Source organism: Streptacidiphilus jiangxiensis, assembly GCF_900109465.1.
GTDB classification, from domain to species: domain Bacteria; phylum Actinomycetota; class Actinomycetes; order Streptomycetales; family Streptomycetaceae; genus Streptacidiphilus; species Streptacidiphilus jiangxiensis.
Map to the genome: position 1 here is coordinate 178,937 of NZ_FOAZ01000004.1, position 22,481 is coordinate 201,417.

Annotated in this window: 17 protein-coding genes; 11 read left to right on the forward strand and 6 right to left on the reverse strand. The window is 73.8% G+C overall.

Going from position 1 to position 22,481, the window contains the following annotated elements; genetic code table 11:
• Positions 1-67: 67 nt before the first annotated feature.
• Positions 68-2,218 carry a sensor histidine kinase gene (locus tag BMY61_RS09735; protein ID WP_236655805.1) on the forward strand — a complete coding sequence of 717 codons (2,151 nt, stop codon included), beginning with the start codon at positions 68-70 and terminating at the stop codon, positions 2,216-2,218.
• Between the two features lie 366 nt (positions 2,219-2,584).
• Here the strand turns inward: BMY61_RS09735 and BMY61_RS09740 are convergent, their stop codons facing one another.
• The 4 genes from BMY61_RS09740 to asnB all read right to left on the reverse strand — a co-directional run bounded on the left by BMY61_RS09740 (position 2,585) and on the right by asnB (position 8,999).
• A complete protein-coding gene (locus BMY61_RS09740) occupies positions 2,585-4,438 on the reverse strand; it encodes a multicopper oxidase family protein (protein WP_042441797.1) in 1,854 nt (617 codons plus the stop codon).
• A 190-nt stretch (positions 4,439-4,628) separates the two neighbouring features.
• Entirely contained in the window at positions 4,629-6,110 is a 1,482-nt protein-coding gene (locus tag BMY61_RS09745; protein ID WP_082014673.1) for a dihydroorotase, read from the reverse strand.
• On the reverse strand, positions 6,103-7,158 hold the full coding sequence (locus BMY61_RS09750) for a PrpF domain-containing protein (RefSeq protein WP_052438240.1): 1,056 nt from the start codon (positions 7,156-7,158) through the stop codon (positions 6,103-6,105). The genes BMY61_RS09745 and BMY61_RS09750 overlap by 8 nt, the downstream gene beginning before the upstream one ends.
• Positions 7,155-8,999: an asparagine synthase (glutamine-hydrolyzing) gene (gene asnB / locus BMY61_RS09755; protein WP_244904203.1), complete on the reverse strand. Its 1,845-nt coding sequence runs from the start codon at positions 8,997-8,999 to the stop codon at positions 7,155-7,157. The genes BMY61_RS09750 and asnB overlap by 4 nt, the downstream gene beginning before the upstream one ends.
• A gap of 286 nt (positions 9,000-9,285) precedes the next feature.
• On the opposite strand from asnB, the gene BMY61_RS09760 reads away from it, so the two are divergent.
• Complete coding sequence (locus tag BMY61_RS09760; protein WP_042441796.1) at positions 9,286-10,050, forward strand: aquaporin; 765 nt, start codon at positions 9,286-9,288, stop codon at positions 10,048-10,050.
• The gene (locus tag BMY61_RS09765; protein ID WP_082014643.1) at positions 10,047-11,411 is read left to right on the forward strand and encodes an acyltransferase family protein; all 1,365 of its coding nucleotides are present in this window, start codon (positions 10,047-10,049) and stop codon (positions 11,409-11,411) included. The genes BMY61_RS09760 and BMY61_RS09765 overlap by 4 nt, the downstream gene beginning before the upstream one ends.
• An 85-nt stretch (positions 11,412-11,496) precedes the next feature.
• Here the strand turns inward: BMY61_RS09765 and BMY61_RS09770 are convergent, their stop codons facing one another.
• Positions 11,497-11,964, reverse strand: coding sequence for a MarR family winged helix-turn-helix transcriptional regulator (locus tag BMY61_RS09770; protein WP_042441795.1), 468 nt, complete (start codon positions 11,962-11,964; stop codon positions 11,497-11,499).
• Positions 11,965-12,025: 61 nt separating this feature from the next.
• On the opposite strand from BMY61_RS09770, the gene BMY61_RS09775 reads away from it, so the two are divergent.
• From BMY61_RS09775 to BMY61_RS09790, 4 genes are all read left to right on the forward strand, one after another.
• Positions 12,026-12,400 (forward strand): hypothetical protein, encoded by a 375-nt coding sequence (locus BMY61_RS09775; RefSeq protein ID WP_063773140.1) that lies wholly within the window; start codon positions 12,026-12,028, stop codon positions 12,398-12,400.
• A gap of 43 nt (positions 12,401-12,443) precedes the next feature.
• On the forward strand, positions 12,444-13,115 hold the full coding sequence (locus BMY61_RS09780; RefSeq protein WP_042441794.1) for a hypothetical protein: 672 nt from the start codon (positions 12,444-12,446) through the stop codon (positions 13,113-13,115).
• A gap of 163 nt (positions 13,116-13,278) precedes the next feature.
• Entirely contained in the window at positions 13,279-14,100 is an 822-nt protein-coding gene (locus tag BMY61_RS09785; RefSeq protein WP_143094250.1) for an alpha/beta hydrolase, read from the forward strand.
• Positions 14,101-14,224: 124 nt separating this feature from the next.
• Positions 14,225-14,590, forward strand: a complete 366-nt coding sequence (locus BMY61_RS09790) for a YrdB family protein (protein ID WP_042441793.1) — start codon at positions 14,225-14,227, stop codon at positions 14,588-14,590.
• Between the two features lie 56 nt (positions 14,591-14,646).
• Here the strand turns inward: BMY61_RS09790 and BMY61_RS09795 are convergent, their stop codons facing one another.
• A complete protein-coding gene (locus tag BMY61_RS09795) occupies positions 14,647-16,407 on the reverse strand; it encodes an AMP-binding protein (protein WP_042441792.1) in 1,761 nt (586 codons plus the stop codon).
• 311 nt (positions 16,408-16,718) lie between these two features.
• Between BMY61_RS09795 and BMY61_RS44840 the strand changes: the two genes are divergently transcribed.
• The 4 genes from BMY61_RS44840 (at position 16,719) to BMY61_RS09810 (ending at position 22,478) form a co-directional block, all read left to right on the forward strand.
• Complete coding sequence (locus tag BMY61_RS44840; protein WP_201777510.1) at positions 16,719-16,874, forward strand: thiocillin family RiPP; 156 nt, start codon at positions 16,719-16,721, stop codon at positions 16,872-16,874.
• Between the two features lie 133 nt (positions 16,875-17,007).
• Positions 17,008-18,270 carry a cytochrome P450 gene (locus BMY61_RS09800; protein WP_042441791.1) on the forward strand — a complete coding sequence of 421 codons (1,263 nt, stop codon included), beginning with the start codon at positions 17,008-17,010 and terminating at the stop codon, positions 18,268-18,270.
• A 63-nt stretch (positions 18,271-18,333) separates the two neighbouring features.
• Positions 18,334-20,475, forward strand: coding sequence for an ATP-binding cassette domain-containing protein (locus BMY61_RS09805; protein ID WP_269083949.1), 2,142 nt, complete (start codon positions 18,334-18,336; stop codon positions 20,473-20,475).
• The gene (locus BMY61_RS09810) at positions 20,472-22,478 is read left to right on the forward strand and encodes an ATP-binding cassette domain-containing protein (RefSeq protein ID WP_042441789.1); all 2,007 of its coding nucleotides are present in this window, start codon (positions 20,472-20,474) and stop codon (positions 22,476-22,478) included. Before BMY61_RS09805 ends, BMY61_RS09810 begins: the two co-directional genes overlap by 4 nt.
• The last annotated feature ends 3 nt before the right edge of the window (positions 22,479-22,481 follow it).

Below are 22,481 nucleotides of genomic sequence, written 5' to 3' on the forward strand. Positions count from 1 at the left end.
GGCCCCGCAGCAGGATGTCAGACCCGCCATGGCGGACGGGGGTGGGAGCGAGAGGGGCCGCAGCGCCATGGCCGAGCCGAGTACGCCGAGCATGCCGAGCACATCGCCGCCCGCCGTGCGGGCCGGGGGCCGACGGATGGGAGCGGCCTACGCCGCCTGCGGGGTCGCGCTCGGCGCGTGCTTCGTCTGGCTGGCGCTGGCCTGGACAGGCCTGGGCGGCTCACGGCTGGCCGGGCTGGACTTCGGGCCCTCGGGCTCGCACATCCTCTTCATGCTGGCCTGCGTCCTCGCGGGCACCTTCAGCCTGGCCCACCCCGCCGGAGGGGCGGTCGGTCGGCTGCTGCTGGTGGCCGGAACCGGCGAGCTGGTCGGGCAGGCCGCCGGCATCGCGGGTGCGGCGCTGGGGAGTGCCCACGGCGTGCGGACCGGTGTCGTGCTGGTCGGCTTCGTCGGCGACTGCCTGGCCATCTTCCTGCTCTACGGCCTGCCGTTCTGGCTCCCCGACGGGACGCTGCCGGGACGGCGCTGGGGCCGGCTGCTGGTCGCGGGGATCGCGGTGTGGACGGTCGGGGAGGTCTACCTCGACACCGGCACCGGCGCCACCTGGTACGGGATGCCCAACCCGCTGGCCACCGACGAACCCTGGGTCACCGTCAAGAACGCGCTGGGGCCGGTGCTGCAGGCGCCGATGGTGTTCATGCCGGTCAGCCTGTCGGCGCTGGGTTTCCTGGTGCTGGCGGTCCGGTCGTGGCGGTGGCGCGGGTGGGGTCGCCGCACGGACGCTCCGCACGGCCGGTCGCGGCTGCCGGGCGCGCTGCTGGTGCTGGTGGTCCCGTTCCTGCTGCTGACCGTGGGGAGTTACGTGGACTACTTCTTCCCGCTGCCGACCGCCGCGCAGCTGGTGCTCTTCTACGGCCCGCTGGCGCTGTTGCCGCTCGGCCTGGTCCTCTTCTTCGCCCGGGACCGTTCCGCGCACCTGGACCGGGCCACCCGCCGGGTGCTGGCCGTCCTGGTCATCCTCGCCCTGCTGGTGGTCGGCTACTTCGCGCTGGCGGTCGGGCTCTCCGACGTGCTGCCCGGCACGCGGACACCGGGCGCGCTGGTGCTGGCGGTGGGCTCGCTGGTGATCGGCCTGCTGCTGCGGGCGACCGGCGGGTGGGCGGTGCGCGTCGTCGACCGGTCCTACTACGGGGACCGGGCCCGGCCCTACCACGTGGTGGGCGAGTTGGCCGGGCGGCTGAGCCGGACCGTGGCGCCGGGGGAGGCGCCGCGGCTGCTGTGCGAGAGCGTGGTCAGCACGCTGCGCTTTCCCGCCGCGCGGGTGCTGGTGCGCACCAGCGAGGGGAACCGGCCGACGGCCGTGCTGGGGGAGGCGCCGGGGCGTGCCTGGCACCGCTTCGCCCTCGTCTTCGAGGGCGAGCAGGTCGGCGCGCTGGAGGTCGCCGCCCGCGTGGGTGAGCCGGAGCTGGACCAGCAGGACCACGACGTGCTGCGGCTGCTCGCCGACCAGTCCGCGCCCGCGATCGCCTCGCTCGGCCTCTACCAGGAGCTCCAGGAGAGCCGCGAGCGGATCGTGGTGGCCCGGGAGGAGGCTCGGCGCCGTCTGCGCCGTGACCTGCACGACGGCCTGGCGCCGGCCCTGTCCGGGCTGCGCCTCCAGGTCGACACGGCGCGCGCGGGCCTGGCCGGGGACGACCCGGCGAGCGGGCGGCTCGGCGGCGTCTCGGAGGGCATCGGTGACGCGATCACCGAGCTGCGCCGGATCACCGCCGGGCTGACGCCGGTGGCGCTCGACCGCGACGGCCTCGGTCCTGGACTGTGTCAGCTGGCCGCCGGGCTGGCCGGGCGGCTGCGGATCGGCGTCGAGCTCACTCCGGACCCGCTGCCCGGCCTGCCGGCCGCGGTCGAGGTGGCGCTCTACCGGATCGCGGCCGAGGCCCTGCACAACGTCGTCCGGCACGCGGGCGCGAGCCGCGCGTGGGTGCGCCTCTGCGTGGCGGACGGATCGGCCGCGCTCGAGATCGGCGACGACGGGACCGGTCTGGACGTGCCGCAGCGCGGTGGCGGCACGAGCCCGGCGCCGGGCGGCGGGGTGGGCCTGCGGTCGATGGCGGAGCGGGCCGAGGAGCTGGGCGGTTCGCTGCAGGTCGTCGGCGGCCCGGGGGAGGGCATGGGCGTGGTGGTCCGCGCCGAGATCCCGATCCGGCACGCCGGATGACCGGGTGCGGGCGGACCGGCGTCCGGATGCCCGAACGGGACCGGTCCGGGACGCTGGTCCCATGCGCCCGGGACCCCCGGCGGCGGACAGTCGAGGTCGGAGGCGCTTCCCGTCTCCGACCACAGGGGGCAAGACAGCGAGGAGCCACCCATGACCGTCCATCCCACTGCCGGTCGCAGCGACGCCGTGAGCGCGACGGCGTGCAAGCATCCACCGTGCCCGCCGACGTGCAAGCACCCGCCCTGCCCGCCCGAGGAGTGCAAGCACCCCGGCTGGACCTGCGCACCCGCGCCGGGCGACCGGGACGACTGATCCCGCACGCGACAGAGCGCCTCGCCGACGGCGAGGCGCTCTGTCGCGTGCGGGCTACATGCCGCCCATGCCGCCCACGTCCATGACGGCACCGGGCATCACGGCGAACTCCCGCATCATCCCGGCGTCCTCGTGCTCCAGGATGTGGCAGTGGTACATGTACCGGCCCGAGGCGCCGCGGAACTGGCCGGCGACGGTGACCATGGTGCCCGGTGGCACCCGCATCACGTCCTTCCAGCCGGTCAGCGTCGGATCGATCGGCAGCGACTCCAGGTGGGCCACGGGGGCGCCCGGCGCGGTGCCGCCCTGGGACTGGACGAACGCGGCCGTGTCGTAGCCGTCGACGGAGAGCGGCTGGAAGCGGGTCAGGTGGATGTGGACCGGGTGCAGGATGCCGCTCAGGTTGAGGATCTTCCAGACCTCCCAGCCGTCCTGACGGACCCGCCAGTTGAGTTGGTCGTCGAAGTGCCGGGCGAGCCGCCGGTAGGTGGTGGTCACGCCGTTCTCGTCGGTGACCTGGATGATGCCGTCCTCGACGCCGCCGGTCGGCGCCTGCGACGCGGGGACCTCGCCGAGCTCCCACAGCCCGAGCGTCCCGTCCGCGTCGGCGGCGAGGGCGAGGACGCGGTGCATGTGGTCCGCCGGGAGCAGCTCGTGGGTGAGCCGGTAGTAGGACGCCGAGAGGGTCTGCGGCAGCTCGAAGGTGTCGGCGGGCGGCAGGTCCGCGACGCGGAACTGCAGCACGTCCGGCTCCGGCAGGCGGCTCGCGGGCAGCGGGTCACCGGGTTTCACCCCGGGCGGCAGCGGGTCACCGCGGAAGGGGGCCTGCGCCGAGTTGACCAGCCGCAGCGTGCGGCCGCGCAGTGCGCGGAAGTCCACCAGCACGTCGGCGCGTTCGGCCGGGGCCAGGGTCAGGCCGTCGCCGGTGACCGGCAGCGGCGCGCCCAGCAGGCCGCTGTCGGTGCCGATCAGCCACGTGGCGCCGGTGACCACCGCGCCGGCCTCGTCCAGCAGGTGCAGCCGGTAGGTGCGGGCGTTGGACGCGTTCAGCACCCGGAACCGGTACCAGAGCGGCCGCACCTCCAGGTGGGGCCAGATCGCGCCGTTGACCAGGGTGTACGGGCCGAAGAACGGCAGCGTGCCGGTGGTCTTGTGGAGCAGCCGCCCGGTGAACCGGCCCGAGGCGTCGGTCTCCAGGTTGCGGTCACAGACGATCAGCGGGATCTCCCGGTCGCCGCCCGGCAGGTGGAGCGCCTCCTCCTCGTCGTCCCGCAGCAGGTACATCCCGACCAGCCCGGCGAAGACGTTGAGACGGGTGATGTTCATGGCGTGGTCGTGGTACCAGAGCGTCATCGCCGGCTGGTCGTCCGGGTACTCGGACAGCTGGGCGTCGCCGTGCAGGACGGCGTTCTCCATCCAGCCGTCGTTGCCGCCGCCGGTCACCGCGCCGTGCAGGTGGGTCACCTGCCAGGCGGGCAGCGCGGCCACACCCTTGACGGGCCGGGCGAGGCCGATGCCGGGGTCGTTCATCGCGAGCGAGGGGTTGCCGGGCCCGTCGGCGAGGAAGGCGGACACCACCGGGTAGGGCGTCGTGGTGCCGTTCTCCCAGGTCATGTGGACGCGCTGGCCGCGGTGCAGGTCCAGCACGGGGCCGGGGAAGTGCCCACCGTAGGTCCACAGCGGGGTGGGCGGCAGCTGCGAGTGCAGCCGCAGGCTGACGCCCTCGGTGCGGAGGGTGAACCGTGGTCGCGGGTCGGTCCGGTCGGCGCGCATCCGCGGTGGGATCGGCAGCGGGTCGACGAACTTGGCGAGGACCGTGGTGCCGGCGGGCGTGTCGACGGTGGCTGTGCCGGTGGTGGCTGTGCCGACGGTGGACGGGTCGACAGGGGATGGGTCGGTGACGGTCATGGCGCCTCCTCGGAACCGGTGACTGTGGTGGTGTGTGTGGCCGCGGTGACACGGCTCCGACGCCCGGCCGTTCCAGGCTCCCGAACCCGGGGACGGGTGGCATGAACGCCACGACTTGTCGGTACGGGGAACCGAAGCACGCGGGGCGCACGGGTTCGTGGCCGCACCCCCGCACGGCCGTCGGGTGCGTTCATCGGGGCACGAGGTCGCCGGGACGGCGCGCGTCGAGCCAGCGGCCGTCCGGGGAGCCGAACTCCGCCTGTCCGTCGGCGTGGGAGTAGACGGTCTCGCCCCGGCGGACGGTCCGCAGCACCCGGCCGGTCATCGTCCAGCCCTCGTAGGCGGACCAGCCGCACTTGGACTGGATCGCGCCCGGTGCGAGCATCCAGCGTTCGTCCGCGTCGAAGAGCACGAAGTCCGCGTCCAGGCCCGGACGCAGCCGGCCCTTGCGCTCGTCCAGGCCGAACAGCCCGGCCGGGCGCTCGGCCAACAGTCGCGCCAGGCAGGAGAGCTGGGCGTCGGGGGAATCCTCGGGGGCGCGGCGGCGCAGCCCGGTGTGGACGGCGGTCAGCATCTCCTGCACGCCCGGCAGCCCGGGCGGGGCCTCGGCCGGCGGGCGCAGCTTCTCCGCACGGGTGTGCGGGGCGTGGTCGCTGCCCAGCGTCGCCACCTCGCCGCCCACGACGGCCTGCCAGAGGCGTTCCCGGTCCGAGCGGTCGCGCAGCGCGGGGCTCAGCCGCGCGCGTGCTCCCGTCCGCGAGGTCTCGGTGGCGGTGAACGAGAGATGGTGGGGCGTCACCTCGAAGGTGACCGGGAGTCCCGTATGGGCGGCGGCGGTCAGCAGGTCCGCCTCCTCCGCGCTGGAGACGTGCAGCACGTGGACCGCCGTGCCGTGACGGCGCACCAGCTCCACCACCCGGGCCACCGCCACGATCCCGCCGCTGCGCGGCCGGTGTCGCTCGTAGCCGCCGTAGCCGGCCGGGGCGCCGCGCCAGGAGTCGAGCAACCCGAACACGGCGTCGTCCTCGGCGTGCAGCAGCAGGCGCAGACCCGCCTCGGCGGCGGTGCGGAACACCTTCTCCAGCTGCGCCGGATCGCGGACGACGTCCGGAGCGGTGTGGTGGCCGGCCAGGAAGACCTTGACGCTGGTCGCCTCGCGCGGGCCCACGGAGCGCAGCGGGGACGGGTCGTCGCCCGTGACCCCGAGGTGGAAGCGGTGGTCCACCAGCGTGGTGCCGGCAAGCAGTTCGGCTTTGCGGTGGGCCTCCTCGGCGGTGTGCAGCGGCGGCAGGGTGTTGGGCATGTCGATCACGGTGGTCACACCGCCCGCGACGGCGGCGCGGCCGGCGTGCGCCCAGTCCTCCTTGTGCGTCAACCCGGGTGTGCGGAAGTGCACATGGGAGTCGATCAGCCCCGGCAGCAGGTGCCGTCCGCCGCCGTCGAGCGTCCGCCGGGCGGGCGGACGCTCGCGCGGTCCGAGCAGGCAGGCGATCCGGCCGCTCGACACGGCCAGCCCACCCGCCACCACCCCGTCCCCGCTGACCAGGCGCACACCCGTGACCACCAGGTCGTAGGGCTGCTCCTGCCCCGGGCCCTCCTGTCCCGGCCCCTCGTGGGCCGGCTGCTCGCTGTTCCCCGGCGCGTGGACCGGTTGCCCGTGGAGCTCAGTCATCGCCGACACCCACCGCGACCGTGCCCAGCGCCACCGTCTCCTTGCCGCCGACACTGACGTAGAGCAGCTCGTCGTCGGGCCCGTCGCCGGTGGCGGCGTAGGACGCGACCACCTGACGGGCGGGGGTGTCGATGACCAGCCGTCCAGGAGCGGTCTGCACGCCACCGGCCGCCGCCAGCAGGCGGTTGGGGACGGTCCCGTGCAGCGCCGACGCGGCGGCCAGGCAGACGGCCCCGGTCAGCGCCAGCTCGGGATGCCAGCCGCCGACCGTCAGCGCGCGCACCGCCAGGTGTCCCGGTGCCACCGGCACCACCGCAGCGACCTTCGGGAACGCGCCGTTCAAGGGCCAGCCCAGGCGCGCGGCCTGCCGCCTGCGCAGCCGCTCCAGCGTCGCGTACAGCTCCGGCTGCTCGCCACGGAACAGGGCTTCGCGGTCCCGCACGCCCAGCCGGGCCCCGTCGACGAACAGGTACGGGTTGGCCATCCGCACCACCCGGCCGCCGTCACGCAGCAGGGTGCCCAGGCGGGTGCCGGGTGGGGCGACGAAGTGGGCGGTGAAGACGGTGTGCCGCGCGGAGGCCTGGTCCACCTGGCACACCACCTGGTCGCCGTTGTTGAGCACCCGGGCCCGGATCCGGTCGCCCGCCCGCAGTGCGGGCAGCCGCCCGGCCTGCGCGGCGGCGGTCACGGCCGCGAGCAGCGAGTGCCCGCAGGTGCCGCTCAGGTCGAAGTGGTCCGGGGCGTCCGGCATCGCCTGGACGAAGCGGTAGTCGACGTCGAACAGCGGGTGGGCGGAGGGCGCGATCAGCGCCCACTTGAGCACCTCGCCGGCGCCGCGCGTGCTGGCCAGGGACGGGAGCCGGCGGCGGATCCGGGTGAGCGCGTCGACCAGCTCGTCGCCGTCGGCCGGGAGCGCGTCGGCGTCCAGCACCAGGGTCGGGCCGGGGGCGCCGATCGCCCGCGCGAGCGCGGCGAAGCCGAGGCGGGTGTCCGCACGAGCGGCCAGGGGCGGTGCGGCCAGTGGGGTGGTCAGGGTCGTGGCGGTCATGACGCCACCTCCAGCAGTTCTCGGTCCTCGGCCGGGCGCGCCGGGGCGCGGCGCACCGCGAACTCCTCACGCCACAGCTCGAACATCAGCAGCGACCAGGTCGCCAGGGCCAGGCAGTCCGCCGGACGGGTCTGCTGCGCCCGCAGCAGCCGCTCCACGGCCGCCGGGTCGAGCAGGCCGCCGGTGCGCAACCGGGCGGGGGAGAGCACCTCACGGGTGAAGGCCCACAGGGGGGTTCCGGGCGCGAGCATCGCGGTGACCGGCAGGGTGAAGGGCTGCTTGGGCCGGTCCAGCACGCTGCGCGGCAGCAGGCCGCGCGCGGCCGCGTAGAGGGCGACCTTGCCGCGCCCGCCGTCCGGCGAGAGCCGTTGCGCCTGCGGCAGCGCGCGGGCGAGCTCGCGCACCGGCCGCTGGCAGAACGGCAGCCGGACCTCGACGGCGTGCGCCATGCTCAGGTGGTCGACCCGCCGCAGGTGGTAGGCGGGCAGCCGGACCTGCGTCTCGAAGTCGGTGAGGACGTCGAGGCGCGGCCGGTGCTCGGCCTGCTGCCGCAGCTCCTCGGTGATCGCGTCCGAGGCGCTGCCGCGCTCGGCGACGAACGCCCGGTAGTCGGCGCTGTAGAGGCGCGGCCGGGCCTCGGCCGGGATCGCCGCGAGTGCGTCCACGTAGGCGGGCAGCCACGCGCCGGGCGCGGTGGCGGCGGCGTGGACCCGCCCGTACCCGGCGAAGACCTCGTCGGCGGCGTCGCCGGTCAGCGCCACCTTGAACCCGGCGCGGTGCACGGCCTCGAACAGGCCGTAGGTGCTGAGCGTGATCGGGTCCGCGTTGGGCTGGCCGAGGTGCCAGGCCACGGCCGGCAGCAGCTCGGGGAAGCGTGCCGCGTCCAGCTCCACCTGGTGGTGCGCGGTGCCCGCGCGCTGTGCGACCTCGCGGGCGAAGTGCCGTTCGTCGTGCGGCCATTCGCCCCGGTAGGCGATGTTGAACGAGTGGACCCGCCGCGCCCCGGCCGCCGGGTCGGCGGCCATCATCGCGGTGACCAGGCTGGAGTCCAGGCCGCCGCTGGTGATCGCGCACACCGGCGCGTCGGCGATCGCCAGTCGCCGGACCTCGCCCGTCAGCGCCTCCCGCACCTGCTCGCCCGGCTCCCCTCCGGTGACGGCCGGGCGCTCCGGCGCAGGACGTCGGTACAGCCGCAGGCCGCGTGAGCGCGAGCAGACGGCGGTGGTGCCGGGCGGCAGCACCCGCACCCCGTCGACGAGGGTCTGCTCGCCGAACGGCGTCTTGGTCGCCAGGTAGCTGTCCAGCCCCGGTTCCCACAGCGCGGGCCGCTCCTGTCCGAGCGCCAGCAGTGCGGGCAGCTCGGAGGCGAAGCGCAGGTGCCGGCCGTCCCAGCGGTAGTAGATCGGCTTCATCCCGGCGTCGTCCGTGGCGAGCACGAGCGTCGGCTCCGCGCGCAGGTCGACGAGGGCGACGGCGAACATGCCGTCGAGGTGCTCGGCGAAGTCCTGGCCCAGCTCCTGGTAGAGCGCGGGGAGGACCGCCCCGTCGCAGTGGTCCGCGAAGCGGTGGCCGCGGCCCTCCAGCCGGGCCCGGAGCTCGGCGTGGTTGTAGATCTCGCCGTTGAAGACGGCCTTGAGCCGCCCGCCGTCCCCCTCGTAGGGCTGGTGTCCGCCGGCAGGGTCGGTGATCGCGAGCCGGTTGCTGCCCAGCGCCCAGCCGGGCCCGTGGGCCAGCCGCGCCTCGTCCGGTCCGCCGTGCCGCTGGAGCGCGCCGGCGGCGCGCAGGTCGTGCGGCGAGAGGTCGGCGTCGAAGTGGCCGTGGATTCTGCACATGATCGCCATGCCTTCCTCCCCCGGCCTTCGGCCAGGGGCACCCTCAGGGGTCTCTCGGTGCCTCCAAGTTCTCCGGCCCGCCGTCCCGCCCGCCTGAGCCCACGGTCCCGTCCGCGCCCGGGTCCGGGTCCCGTCCGGGCCCGGGTCCGGGTCCCGTCCGGGCCCGGGTCCGGGTCCCGTCCGGGCCAGGTCTGGGTCCCGGGCTCCGGAATGCGGGCGGGTGGTGTCGCGGGAGGCGGGGCTGTGGCAGGATGCGCCGCACAGGATCGGTTGACATTTTGTTGAAGGCGGGGGGATGGACGCTTCGCTGGGCAGGCGTGCCGGGGTGGAGTTCGTCGGGACGCTGGCGCTCGTCGCGGTGGTCGTCGGGTCGGGTATCCAGGCGGTGCGGCTGACGCCGGACATCGGCGTGGAACTGCTGGTGAACGCCCTGGTCACCGCGTTCGGGCTGGGGGTGCTGATCACGCTGCTCGGGCCGGTCTCCGGGGCTCACCTGAACCCCGTGGTCACCCTGGCGAGTTGGTGGACCGGGCGGCGTGAGGGCGGACCCCGGCCGGTCGAGGTGGGCGTCTACGCACTCGCGCAGACCGCCGGCGCGGTCGGCGGGGCGTTGCTCGCGGACGCGATGTTCGGCGGGCCGACGCTGCGGTTCTCCCGGCAGCCGCACGACGGTTGGCACCTGTGGCTCGGTGAGGCGGTGGCCACGGCCGGGCTGGTGCTGCTGGTCGTCGGGTTGGGCAGGATCGGCCGGGAGGCGCTCGCGCCCGTCCTCGTGGCCGCGTACATCGGCGCGGCGATCTGGTTCACCTCGTCGGGCTCCTTCGCCAACCCCGCCGCGACGGTCGGCCGGGCCTTCACGGACAGCTTCACCGGGATCGCCCCCGCCTCCGTGCCGCCCTTCGTGGCCGCCCAGGCGGTCGGCGCCGTCGCCGGACTCGTCCTGGTGACGCTGCTGTTCGGCCGGGTGACGGAGGCGGCGGGGAGACGAAGCCGCGTCGCCATCGATGCCGATCCGTGCTGTCCCGCCCCGCGGGCCGCTGCGGACAATCAGGCGGTGTGAGCCCAGCCCCCGACCAGAAGCCCGCCCCGGTCCGAGTCCGAGTCCGGGACCGAAGCCGAGAGCCCGAGCGGGACCGCTACCTGGACCTGCTGCGGGCGCTCGCCATCTCCTGCGTGGTGGTCGGGCACTGGCTCATCACCGCGCTGACACACCGTGACGGTGCCCTGGCCGCACCGGAGTTGCTGGCGACCGTGCCCTGGACGCAGTGGCTGACCCTGGTCTTCCAGATCATGCCGCTGTTCTTCCTGGCCGGCGGCTGCGCCGCAGCCGGGTCGTGGAGCCGCGCGCAGGGCCGTGCGTGGCCGTGGATCCGGCAGCGGACGGTCCGGCTGCTGCTGCCGACGGGCGTGTACGCGGGCCTGGCCCTGCTCGCCGTCGCGGTCTGCGCGGCAGTCGGGGTGGATCCGGGCCTGCTGGCCATGGTCGGCTGGGCGCTGGCCATGCAGTTCTGGTTCCTGCCCGTCTATCTGCTGATCACCGCGCTGACCCCGGCCCTGCATGCGGCGCACCGCCGGTTCGGCCTGGCCGTCCCTGCCGTGCTCGCGCTGACCGCTGTCGCCGTCGACGTCACCGTGCTGCGGGCCGACGCGCCTGTGCTCGGGTCGCTCAACTACGTGCTGGTCTGGGCCGTCGCCTACCAGTTGGGCTTCTGCTGGGCCGACGGACTGCTGACGCGCCACCCCGCGCTGCCGTGGGCGCTGGCCCTCGGGGGAGGGCTCGGATTCGCGCTGCTCGTGGCCTGGGGCCCGTTCCCGGTCAGCCTGATCCTTGTCTCCACGGAGACCGTCTCCAACACGGACCCGCCGTCGGTGGCGATGCTGGCCTGGGTCGTCGCGCAGTGCGGCCTCTGCGTCGCGATCGCCCCGGCGGCACGCCGCCTGCTGCGCCGGGAGTGGTTGTGGCGCGTCGTCCGGCCGGTGGGCCGGGCGTCGATGTCGGTCTACCTGTGGCACATGGTCCCTGTCCTGGCGGCCGCCGGACTGTTCTACCTCACCCGACTCGCCCCCGAGCCTGCGATCGGATCGGGTGCCTGGTGGGTGCTGCGACTGCCCTGGCTCGCAGTTCTGACGGTCCTGCTGCTGGCCCTGCTCGCGGCCCTGACCCCCCTCGAACGCGCGCTGCGTGCGCTGGCCTCCCGGCTGCGGCCGGAAGCGACGGTGCGCTTCCGGCCCGCCTTCGTGCTGGGCTTCGCGGCGGTGGTCTGCGCCCTCGCCGTCTTCGCGCGCCACGGCTTCGCCTTCGACGGCCGCTTCCCGCTCCTGGCGGCTGCCTCCTTCGTCACCGGGCTGCTCCTGACCTGCTGGCCCGGCCCCGCGCCTGCGCTGGAGCCTCCGCCGGAGGCGGAGGTCGTCGGCGCGTAGGGGCGCGCCCCGGCGCCCCGGCGGCCGGCGGCCGATCGGCCGGGCGGGTCGGCGCCCTGGCGGCCGGCGGGTCGGCCGGGTCGGGCTACGGGAGGCCGGCCTGGTTGGCGAGGAGGCGCAGCGCCTCGTCGAGCGCGGCACGCTGAGCAACCGTGAGCCCGGCGGCGAGCTCGTCGTCGAGGGCGCGGCCCGCAGCCTCGCAGCGGTCGAGGAGGCGGCGGCCGTCCGATGTCAGGGTCAGCACCTGGCGTCGGCGGTCGTGGGGATCGCGGACGCGCTGCACGGCGCCGAGCTGCTCCAGATGGTCCGCGAGGGAGACGACCAGGCTCGGGGCGACGCCCATTCGGGCAGCCAGCTCCTGCTGGGACGCGGCGGCTCCGGCGCCGAGGACCACCATCACGGCGACGTGTTTGGGCTTCAGGCCGAGCTCGAAGGCGTCCAGTGCGCGAGTGAACCGGTCGGTCGCCACCGTGCCGAGCGTGCCGAGCTTGAAGACCAGCGTGGCGGTGAGCCCCGGGAGTTGATCCGTCCGCGGGCTGTTGACATCACTCATGGGTTGAATGATAGCGTGTCGATATCGTTCACAGCTCGAATGATTCAGGGGGAGATGCACTGTGGCATCGTCATCCGTTCTGCTGACCGTGCTCCTCGGTGTCAACGCCGTGGCTGCGCTGGTCTCTTCCGGCTCTGCTCTCGCGGGCATGCTGCGACCCGGCCTGGCGCTCGCGTCCGGCGAAGCCGTCACCGGAGGCGTGCGGTTCTACGCCTCCGCCTACGCCCTGCGGGCCGTGCCGTTGGGTCTGCTCACGGCCGCGCTGGCCGTCGTGGGGGATCGCCCCGCGCTTGTGCCGGTGCTCGTCGTTGCGGGGCTGGTGCAGGTCGGCGACTCCACGCTCGGCGCCCGTCGGCGCCACCTCGGCATGGCCTTCGGAGCCGGGCTCTTCGCCGCTCTCCATCTCGCCACGGCCCTCTGGCTCAGCATCCGTTGACACACCCCGAAGCCAACGTTCCCATTCACGAGGAGAGACGACGATGACCACGAACGCCACCCGCCCCCAGTCCCCCGCGGTCCGGCCCCGCCGCTCCGCGCTGCTGCACCCGCTCGCGCTGACGGGTATCGCCTACACCGTCAGCTGGACCGCCGGACTCTCGATCGGTGCGCCGAGCCCCGGCATGCACGACTCCGGATCCTCGATCGTGGCCCAACTGCGGGGCCACAGCGGCATGATGGACCTGCAGTTCGTCCTCACCGAGGGGTTGCCGGCCATCGGACTGGTCCTGATCTGCCTCGGTCTGGCGCGGGGGGCCGCAGGAACGCGCGGGGCCCGCACACTGGGCGCGGCCGGGCTGGCGGCTGCGCTCGTCTCGGCCGTGCAGTGCGTCCTCGGCCTGCTGCTCGTCTCGGCGAGCGCGCCCGGCACGGTGCAGGCGCTGTGGCAGACCACCGTGCGACTGGACGGCGCGAAGATGCTCGCGCTCGCCGTCGTCGGGGCGGTGACGGCTGCGAGCGCGTCCTTCCCGAGGTTCCTGCGGCTGCTCGGCGGCGGGCTCGCCGTCTCGCTCATCGCCTCGGCTCTCGCCTACGGACTGCTGCTGCCCTCCCTTGCCTGGCTGGCCTACCCGGGCGGGCTGCTCCTGCTGGCCTTCGTCACGGCCGCGGGTATCGTGCTGGCCCGCGCCCGCGTCGGCCGGTCGGTCAGCTGAGGCTGAGGCTGCAACCCTCCGACACCGGTGCGACCGGGGGTGATGCGGCCGCGGACGCGCCCGGGGCGTCTGCGGCAAAGCGGGCGAACGGCCTCGGGCGGTCGAGGCTCCGGCGCCGTTCCGGGGTCGGACGGGGGCGCGGACGAGGGGAGTGAGGCAGTTGATGAGCGGGACGAACGCCGGGGTGGGCGCGATGGGCGAGAGGGGTGGGTCGGTGGTGCTGGAGAGCGGCGTGACCTACGGGGTGTCGGGCGAGGCGATGGACGTGCACCGCCCAGCGGGGGAGCCGGTCGGGACGGTGCTGCTCTGGCACGGGCGCGGTCCACGGGAGCGGGACGTGCTGGGGGCGCTTGCCGCGGAGGCTGCGGCGCGCGGACTGTTGGTGCTCGTGCCGGACTGGCGCCCCTACGCGGAGGACGCCGGGTGGACGCAGCTGCGGGAGTCGGTCGCGTTCCTGCGCGCCCACGCGGCCGAGTGGGGCGGGGACGCCGACCGTGCCGTGCTGGCGGGCTGGTCGCTGGGTGCGCGGGCGGCGGCGGCCGTGGCCCTGCGGGCCGACGCGCTGGGTGCTGGCGTGCTGGGGGAGGCCGGCGTCGGCTGGCGTCCGGCCGCGGTGGTCGGGATCGCGGGGAACTACCTGACCTCGCACGATCCGAGGATGGGGCCGCCCGCGATCGAGGACCTGGCGGGCACGCGGCAGAAGCCGATCCCGGTTCGGCTGGTGCACGGCACGGCGGATCCGGTGGTGGACGCGCGGAACACGCAGGAGTTCGCCGCCGCGCTGGAGGCGAGCGGGTGGCCGGTGGGCCTGGCGCTGCCCGGGACCGACCATGCGGGCGTGGTGATGACGGAGTTCGTGCCGGAGTTGGGCCGCTGCCGTGCGCTGCTCACGGGTCACGCCCGCGAGGGCGGATTGGCAACCGTACGGGCCCTGGTGGAGGCAGCGGAGGCGGTGGAGGCAACGGAGGAAACGCGTCAGGCCTAGGGGCGAGAGCGTCGCTCACAAACGAGAGCACTGCTCTTGACTGCGCCGCCCGCTCTCCTGGACACTGGTCTCAGGCGAGAGCGGTGCTCTCGAACTGCCTTCGATCTCGACCGAGGAGCACGCCGTGATTCCCAAGCCACTGCACCACGCCAACGAGCTGCTTGCGTTCGTCCTGGAGCTGGTGGCCCTGGGCGGGCTCGCCTGGTGGGGCTTCCACACCGGCCACAACCTCGCCCTGCACCTGCTGCTCGGTATCGGTGCACCGCTGCTGATGGCCGTGGCCTGGGGCACCTACGCCGCCCCGCGGGCCAAGCGCCCCCTGCCGATCCCGGCGCTGCTCGTCTTCAAGCTGGTCGTCTTCGGCCTGGCGGCCGCCGCGATCTACGCCACCGGCGCGCACACCTTCGGCCTGGTCTTCGCCGCCGTGGCGGTGGTCAACACCCTGCTGGCCACCGCCGACCGCAACTCCCTGGCCCGCCAGACCCACTGACCCGACCGGGCGGGCCCGCCGGGCGCTGCCCGGGCGGGCCCGTTTCCGCGCGGCTCCTACCCGCGCGGCAAGTCCTCCTCCCAGAACTCACGGTCGCCCCGAGGCGTGGCTGCGCCTGCACCGTGCAGGTCGTGGAGCTTCTCTTCCTGGCCGCGCAGTTCGACGCGGCGGATCTTGCCGGAGATGGTCTTGGGGAGGTCGGCGAACTCGATGCGGCGGATGCGCTTGTAGGGGGCGAGTCGCCGGCGGCAGAAGGCGAGGATGGAGCGGGCGGTCTCGGCGTCCGGTTCGTGCCCGGGGGTCAGGACGATGAACGCCTTGGGCACGGAGAGCCGCAGCGGATCGGGGGAGGGGACGACCGCTGCCTCAGCCACCGCCGGGTGCTCGATCAGCACGCTCTCCAACTCAAACGGCGACAGCCTGTAATCGCTGCTCTTGAATACGTCGTCACTCCTACCGACGAAGAGGTAGTAGCCGTCGGCGTCTCGCTGGGCGACGTCGCCGGTGTGGTACCGGTCGCCGGCCATGGACTCGGCGTGCCGCTTGGGGTCGTCCTGGTAACCGGCCATCAGGCCCAGCGGCCGGCTCGTCAGCGGCAGGCACAGTTCGCCGTCGACCCCGTCCTCGGTGATCTCAGCGCCGGTCACCACGTCGACCAGGACCACGTCGTAGCCGGGCAGCGGGCGGCCCATGGAGCCGGGCTTGACCGGCTGACCGGGGGCGTTGCCGATCTGTGCGGTGGTCTCGGTCTGGCCGTACCCGTCGCGCAGGGGGACGCCCCAAGCCTGTTGGATCCGCTCCACCACCTCGGGGTTGAGCGGCTCGCCGGCCCCGACGAGTTCGCGCAGCGGCGGCTGCCACTGGGTGAGGTCCTCAAGTAGCAGCATCCGCCAGACCGTGGGCGGCGCGCAGAACGAGGTGACCTCGTGCCGGACCATGGCGTCCAGGAGCGGTCGGGCGGCGAAGCGGGGCTGGTTGACGATCAGGATCTCCGCGCCGGCGTTCCAGGGGGCGAAGAAGTTGCTCCAGGCGTGCTTGGCCCAGCCGGGGGAGGAGACGTTGAGGTGGACGTCGCCGGGGCGCAGCCCGATCCAGTACATGGTGGACAGGTGGCCGACGGGGTAGGAGCGGTGGCTGTGCTGGACGAGCTTGGGGCTGCTGGTGGTGCCGGAGGTGAAGTAGAGCAGTAGCGGGTCCTCGGCGCGGGTGGGCCCGTCCGGGGTGAACGCGCCGGTGTGGTGGGCCGTGTCGGCGTAGTCGAGCCAGCCCGCGACGGGGGCACCGACAGAGATCCGGGTCCAGTCGCCGTCCAGTCCGGTGAAGCCGGGAGTGAGCGCGGACTCGGCGACCACGTGCCGCACACGGCCGCGGGCGAGCCGGTCGGCCAGGTCGTCCGGGGTCAGCAGGGTGCTGGCGGGGATGACGACGGCGCCGAGTTTGATCGCGGCGAGCATGACCTCCCACAGGGCGACCTGGTTGCCGAGCAGCAGCAGGATCCGGTCGCCGCGGACCACCCCCTGGGCACGCAGCCAACCGGCCGTGCGGTCGGAGCGCTCGCGCAGTTCGGCGAAGGTCAGTGCGGTCTCGCGCAGCAGCGTGCCGTCCGCGTCCAAGTCGACCACGCGCAGGCCGACCGCGTGGTTGTCTTCGGCCTCCACGTCGAACCAGTCCAACGCCCAGTTGAAGTGCTCGCCCTCCGGGCGCGGGAACGCCCGGGCGGCCTCCAGGTCGCCCCGGCTCGCCAGCAACTGGTCCCGGGCGGCCCGGAAGTCGCGGTAGGCGGCAGAATCCCGTCGAGCGGTCGTGCCCGATGCCATGTCGTCGTCCCTCGGTTTCGGCTGCCCGGTCGCATTTCCTGCGGTCAGCGGTGGGTTCATCGGCACGCTGCCACTCCTGCCGAGTTCTGGTCAAGGACCCACGGTTCAGCGGTGCCTCCGCGTCGGGCTGCCCGAGGGTGGCCCGGGGCCTTGATCGTCCGGCCAGGCGCGGCTCAACGATTCGTGGAGCAGACCGGGTGCGACCTAGACCATCTGCTGCTCCCGAGGATCGATCGGATGTCAGAAGACGGCCGGTGTGCCGTTTGACAGGCTCTTCAGCAGATGGCGATTCGTCAAAGAGGGGGAACGACATGGAAATGAGCGACCTGATGGCCGAGGGCCTGACTGTCGACGACCTGACCATCGAGGAGCTGAACGACGTGGCTGCGGGCGGTTGCGTCAGCTCTGCGTCCTCCGTCAGCACGCCGGTCAGCAGCGTGGGCAGCCTGGCCTCCGCCTGCCTCTGATCTCCGCCGTGCCTGCGCCCCGGGCGGAGTCGTCATGGCGAGCGAGGCCCTGACCGCCCAGCTGAACAGTTCGTTGCCGATGGCGTCGGCCGGCTGACGCCATCGGCAACACCACGGAGAGAGTTGGCAGTTGATGGACGAGTTGGCAGCATCGGTGCTCCGCTTCATCGCGGACCCGAAATCCCAGCCGATCGGCGACAACGAGATGTTCGCGCGGCTCGTGGTCGAGAAGCCGTTGATGCGGGTGGGTGAGGTTTGGGTCGCCTCTCGGCATGACGTGGTCAGCGCCCTGGCCAGGCACCCGAACTGTGTCCTGCGGATGCCGGACGGGTGGTCCGGGAGCCAGCACGCCGACGACAGGATCGGCGAGTTGCTGGAGGGACTGCTGCCCATCCAGCCGACCGCCGACCACCGGCGACTGCGACGCCTCGTCTCCGGCGGATTCAGTGCCAAGTCGATCTCCGGCCTGCGGCCGGTGGTTCAGTCCATCGTGGACGAGTTGTTCGCCGAGCCTCTCGAGCGGGGCGAGTGCGAGTTCATCGGTGAGGTGTGCGGTCCGCTGCCGGTGTACACGACCGTCGCCATGCTCGGTCTCCCCGAAGCAGACCGTCCGCAGGTCTTCGAGTGGGCCCGTGCCGTCAACGCTCTGGTCCTCGCCGAGGTCACCGGCCGGTTCGGCGGCTGGTCGGGAGCCGCAGCCCCCAGCGAGGCCGGCACCGCCGGCCTGACCGAGGTGGTCGGCTACGTCGAGGACCTGGTCCGACGGCGACTGGCCGATCCCGGCGAGGACCTGATTTCCCGCCTCGCCCGGGAATCCTCGGGCGAGGACGGCAAGCTCTCTCATGCCGAACTGGTGTCCATGGTCCTCACCCTCTTCATGGCCGGCATCGACACCGTGGGCAGCGGGCTGGCCAACGTCGTGACGGCGCTTGACCAGAACCCGGAGGCGTGGCGGCGGGTGGTGGTCGATCCGAGCCTGGCCCGCGCCGCATACGTGGAGGGCACGCGGCTGCTGCCGGCCCTGCCGATGATGGGACGGATCGTCGACGCGGATGTCGAACTGCACGGAATCGTCATCCCCGCGGGCAGCACGGTGCTGCTGATGTACGGGGCTGCCAACCTCGACCCCGCCGCGTTCACCGACCCGACCCGCTTCGACCTGGACCGGACCGAGACCAACCACCTCTCCTTCGGACACGGACCCCACTACTGCCTCGGCGCGGGCCTCGCGATGCTGCAGGGCGAGATCGTTCTGGAGACGCTGGCCCGGCGGGCCCCGGGGTTCCGCATTGTCGACGGGCCCGCCGAGCGCCGGGGCGAGTTGGCCTTCCACAGCAGGGCCAGCATGCGGCTTCGGTTCGCCTCCGGGGAACCGCTCGTGGGTGCTGTGGCATGAGCGTTCTGGCCGGCCTGCGGGCCGTCGCGCGTAGCCCGGGCAGACCGGGGGACCGAGACCCCGATCGTCGCCCAGGCGGAGGAAGCCGACTGCGGCCCCGCGTGCCTCGGCATCCTCCTCGGTCATCGTGGAACGCCGGTACCTGCCGCCCAACTGCGGTCGGACTGCGGAGTCTCGCGCGACGGGACGACGGCAGCGGACCTGATCCGTGCCGCCGGGAAGTACGGCCTCGTCGGCCGGGGCGTGCGGCTGCGCGGCGTCGGAGCGGGAGGACGAGCAGGAGCAGGAGCCGAGGCTGTACTGGAGGCCCTGCGAGCGCTGGGCCGCCCCTCGATCGTGCTGATCCGCACGAGTCACTTCGTCGTTCTGGAGGCGGTGGCCCCGGACGGGACGGTGTCCGTCAACGACCCAGGCCGCGGCCGTTACCGACAGTCCGGGGCCGACTTCCTCACCGAGTTCAGTGGCGTCGCGCTGACCTTCACGGGCGGGGCGCCGGCGCGGGGCGGGCGTGCCCGGCTGCCGTGGGTGAGCATCTGCAGGGCCTGGCTTGCGCCGGCGCGCAGGAGCGTGGCCCTCGCGGCCCTCCTCGGTCTGCTGGGCGGCACGCTCCTGGCGGCGGAGGCGCTCGTGCTCGGGCGCGTCGCGGCGGGCGTGGCGACCGGGCACCGGGTGGACGGCCCCGCTCTGGTGGCTGCCCTGGCCATCGCCGCGGCCGCGACGGCCGTCGGCTTCGGTCAGCGGCGACTGCTCACCTCGACGCTCGCCGGGGTGTCCGCCGTACGTGTCCGAGGCCTGCTGGAGCGGATCCTGACGCTCCCGACCTGGTTCACCCTGCGTCGTCCGGTTTCCGCCCTGCTCAGCCAGGTCCGCTTCGCCGAGACCGCCGCAGTTCTGCTCGCCCACCGGGTGGTTCCGCTGGTCAGCGGTACGGCCTTCCTGCTGCCGGTGACGGTTGTGCTGTACGTGCTCTCACCCGCTCTGGCACTCACCGCCGTGATCGGCGTCGCCGCGGCCGGGGTGCTGCGGGCGACCGGGGACCGGCGCTCGGCTGCGCCTCGTCGACTGCTCGTGAACGAGGTCACCCGGCGCAACGCGACGGCTCATGCCGCACTTTCGCGCATGGCGGCCATGCACGCTGCCGGCTCCGACAGCGACCTGTTCGCGGAACTGACCGGGCTGCAGGGGCGCGACCTGCACGCCCGGGACCAGGCAGCCGCCCGGGCGCGCCCGTGGCAGGCCGCCGCCGCGGCGACGGAGACGGCCATGGTGGCCGCGGCCTGCGTCCTGGCGGCGGAGACGGCTGTCGCAGGCTCCGCCGCCATCGGGCACGCGGTTGGCGCCCTCGTCACGCTGGCCCCCTTCGCGGTGACGGCTCGGACTGTCGTCGACACGCTCCAGGAACTCCCGGAGTTCGTCGGCCGGATCGCCGTCCTGGACGAGGTGGCGGAGGCGGTTCCCGAGCCCCGCTACCAGAGGCACGCCAGGGCGGACCGTCCGGCTCCCAAGCTGCAGGGTCGGCTCGAGGTGGCCGACCTCGCCTTCGGCTACGCACCCAACCGCCCGCCCCTGCTGGACGGCCTCGACGTCACGCTCGCACCGGGCGAGCGCATCGTGCTCCTCGGAGCCGCCGGCAGCGGCACGTCGACACTGCTCCGACTGCTGGTCGGGGCTCTGCAGCCGTCACGGGGGCGGATCCTGCTCGACGGCACGCCCATCCAGGACCTCCCGCGCGAGGTTCTGCTCGGCTCCGTGGGGTATGTGCCCCAGACCCCGTGCCTGTACCCGGCGAGCGTCGCGGACAACGTCACGCTGTTCGACGACGCGATCGACGCCGCACAGGTGGTGCGGGCTCTGCGCGACGCCTGCCTGGACGAGGTGGTCGCCCGGCGCGGTGGCCCGTCGGTTGCCCAGGTCGCCCCGGGCGGCCGGAACTTCGGTGGTGGTGAACGCCAACGCATGGCGTTGGCGCGGGCGTTGGTCAGGGAACCGTCGATCCTGCTGCTCGACGAACCTGTCAGCGCGGTGGATCCGTCCCTGGCCGCACGTCTGGACGCCATGCTTCGCCGCCGGGGTGTGACCGTCGTCGTCGCGACGCAGCGCGCTGAGATGATCGGCCCCGCCGATCGGGTCCTGAGACTTGAGAACCGCCGCCTCACGCCCAGCACCCCCGTTGACGCGGGAGCCGTCAAAGCGGTGCTCCGGTGAGCGGGCCGGGGCGCCGGCCCACCGCCGACCGGCAGGTCCTCGACCCCTGGGAAGCGGTGTTCCGGGAGGCGTTCGACCGTCTCGACCCGACTCCTGTGGACGAGTGGGCAGCGTCGGTGCCACCGACATGCCTGGACCCGGTGAGCGCCGCCGCGCTCGCATGCGGTGCCCGGGCCGTGCGCATCGCGCCGACCGACCTCACCTCGCCGGTCCTGGCACCGGCCCTGGTCATCGACGCCGTAGGGCGGGTGGCCACTCTGCTGCCGGGTGAGCGCCGTTCGGCGGAGGAGGCTGCGACCGATCGGGTCGCCTGGCGTCTCCACCGCAGACTGCCGGAGGAGGTCGGCGGGCTGCGGGGCCTGGTCGCGCAGGCGCGGGCCGGACTGGGGCGGACGGCGCCGCTCGTGGTGCTCGCGGCCGGCCTGCTCGCGGCTGCCGTCGTTGCTCTCCTGCCCGTCCTCGCGGTCGAGCTCGGCGAGCGCCACGGGACGCAGGCGTTCCTGGTCGTCGCGCTCGCCGTGCCGTTGCTCGCACTTGTGCTCGGGCTCCGCGAGCGGGCCGCCACGAGTGTGCAGCGGGGCGTCCACGCCGCGTTGGAGCCGGCGCTGTGGGACCGGGTGCTGGACCCGCAGTCGCGCGCGCTACGGGGCCGCTCGCCGCGCACCTTGCTGGGTGCCGCGGGTGTGGTCACCCAACTGCGCAGTCTCGTGGCGGGAGCGCTGCTCGACGGACTCCTGGCGTTCTCCCTGGTCGGCTGCACCCTCGCGCTGCTCGCCGTGGTGGAGGTCCGGCTGGCGATCGCGGCTCTGGCGGTGCTGGTCTCCGGGATGGGCCTGCTCTGGTTGCGTGCCTCCTCGGTCGGAGTGCCCGTCGATTCGGGCGGCCCGACCGAGGAGGCGGGCGCCCTGGTGCAGGCGGCGCTGACCGGTCTCGACGAGATCCACCTGTACGCCCGTGAGGCCGCGGTCCTCGACCGTGCCGCCGACGCGCTCCCGGCCGCGCGGACCGATGGAGCCGAGGAACAACTGGCGGCCGTTCGAACCGCCTTGTGCATCCTGCTGCCCATCGCGGTTCTCGCGACCGGGTGGTTCAGCGGTGTCGGCCAGGCTCGGCTGCTCGCGGCCTGCGCGGCGGTCACCCAACTGGCCTTCGCCTTGGGGCGTGTCGACAACCTTGCTCGGCAACTTCTGATACTCGGCCGGGATCTGGTCGGCGGAACCCTCGCGGTGCTCCGGGCGACGGACCGGCCGGCAGAGGACCGGCTGCCTGCCGGCGTCCTGCGCGGCGAGATCGAGGTTGCACGGGCGACGTTGACGTACGACGGCGCCGACCGGCCCGCGCTCGCTCAGGTCACCCTGCGCGTCGAACCGGGAGAGTTCGTGGCCTTCGTGGGCCCGTCGGGCGCGGGAAAGTCGTCCCTGCTCCGCCTGGTTGCCGGGCTCGAGGATCCGGAGCACGGCGAGGTCCGTCTCGACGGCACGCCGCTGTCGCGCCTGATCCCGGCCACGGTGCGGACACAGACCGGGTTCGTGCCGCAGGACGCCGAGGTCCCGAGAGGCACCGTGCGCTCCGTCGTCCTGGGGACGGACTTGCCCGGACTCGACCAACTGGCGTGGGAAGCGCTGGGGGACGCCGGTCTCGCCGACCAGCTCCGGGCGCTTCCGATGGGACTTGCCACGGGCGTCTCCGGCGGGACCAGCGGCTTCTCCGCCGGTCAGCTCCAGCGGATGCTGCTGGCCCGGGCATTCGCCCGCCGGCCGCGACTCCTGCTGCTGGACGAGATCGATGCCGTGGCCGGGGAGCGGCTCTGCCGTCACCTGCGGGGCCTGCGAATGACCAGGATCGTCGTCACTCACAGTGAGCTCCTGGCGCGGGCGGCCGACCGGGTGGTCGTGCTGGACGGCGGGGCCGTGGCGGAGACAGGGCCCTACGACGAGCTGATGGCCGGCCGAGGCGCACTGTTCCGCCTGTTCCATGCGATTTCCGAGGTTGATGACTCGTGAGGA